This is a genomic window from Pseudomonas sp. NPDC089554 (assembly GCF_050280645.1).
GTDB lineage: Bacteria > Pseudomonadota > Gammaproteobacteria > Pseudomonadales > Pseudomonadaceae > Aquipseudomonas.
Genome location: NZ_JBNNVR010000204.1, coordinates 1 through 1,133, shown reverse-complemented (window position 1 = coordinate 1,133; position 1,133 = coordinate 1). Strand labels below are relative to the sequence as shown.

Sequence of the window (1,133 nt, the reverse complement as noted above, 5' to 3'; positions counted from 1 at the left end):
TTATGGGTCTTGAGCCAGCCCAGGCCCGCTTCGGTGGTGGTCAGCGGCTTGTACTCCGCACCCACCCAGCCCTGGTAGCCGATGCGGTCCAGGTGCGCGAACAGGAAGCGGTAGTTGATTTCGCCGGTGCCCGGTTCGTTGCGGCCAGGGTTGTCGGCCAGTTGGATGTGGTTGATCTTCGAAAGGTTGGCTTCCACGGTGCGGGCCAGGTCACCTTCCATGATCTGCATGTGGTAGATGTCGTATTGCAGGAACAGGTTGTCGCTGCCGACTTCTGCCTGAATCTCTAGGGCCTGCTGCGTGGTGTTGAGGTAGAAACCGGGGATGTCGCGGGTGTTGATCATCTCCATGACCAGGCGAATACCGGCGCCTTTAAGCTTGTCGGCGGCGTAGCGCAGGTTTTCCACGAAGGTCTTGCGCACGCTGGCGCAGTCCGGGCCTTGCGGGCGGATGCCGGCCAGGGCGTTGACCTGGGTGTTGCCGAGCACCTTGGCGTATTCGATGGCCTTGTCGACACCGGCGCGGAATTCCTCGACGCGGTCGGGGTGGCAGGTGATGCCGCGCTCGCCCTTGGCCCAGTCGCCGGCGGGGAGGTTGAACAGCACCTGGGTCAGGCCATGAGCGTCGAGCTGGCGCTTGATTTCAGCGGCATCGAAGTCGTACGGGAAGAGGTATTCGACACCGCTGAAACCGGCATCGGCAGCGGCTTTGAAGCGGGCCAGGAAGTCCTGCTCGGTGAACAGCATGGACAGGTTGGCGGCGAAGCGAGGCATGAGAAGTCTCCTTGCAATGAATGCCCCCGCGCAAGGCACGGGGGCGTCAGGCGGTCAGTCCAGCATCGAGATGGCGGTCGGGGCGTCGTTGCCGACCAGGGCCAGGTCTTCGAACTCGTTGACGGCGTTGATCTCGGTGCCCATGGAAATGTTGGTGACACGCTCGAGAATGATCTCGACCACCACCGGCACGCGGAACTCCTCGGCCATCTTCTGTGCCTTGAGCAGGGCAGGGGCGATGTCGGCAGGCTGGAATACGCGCAGCGCCTTGCAACCCAGGCCCTCGACCACGGCCACGTGATCGACGCCATAGTTACCTGCTTCGCTGGCGTTGATGTTCTCGAACGCCAGTTGCACGCA

At 62.8% G+C, this 1,133-nt stretch carries 1 protein-coding gene and 1 pseudogene; both read right to left on the bottom strand.

What is annotated here, in order from left to right; all coding sequences use genetic code 11:
- Positions 1-773: hydroxypyruvate isomerase (hyi, locus tag ACQKPE_RS26550; RefSeq protein WP_427669652.1), on the bottom strand; the 773-nt coding region annotated here is incomplete at its 3' end.
- 54 nt (positions 774-827) lie between these two features.
- Positions 828-1,133, bottom strand: a pseudogene (locus ACQKPE_RS26545) (glyoxylate carboligase); the annotation flags it as partial.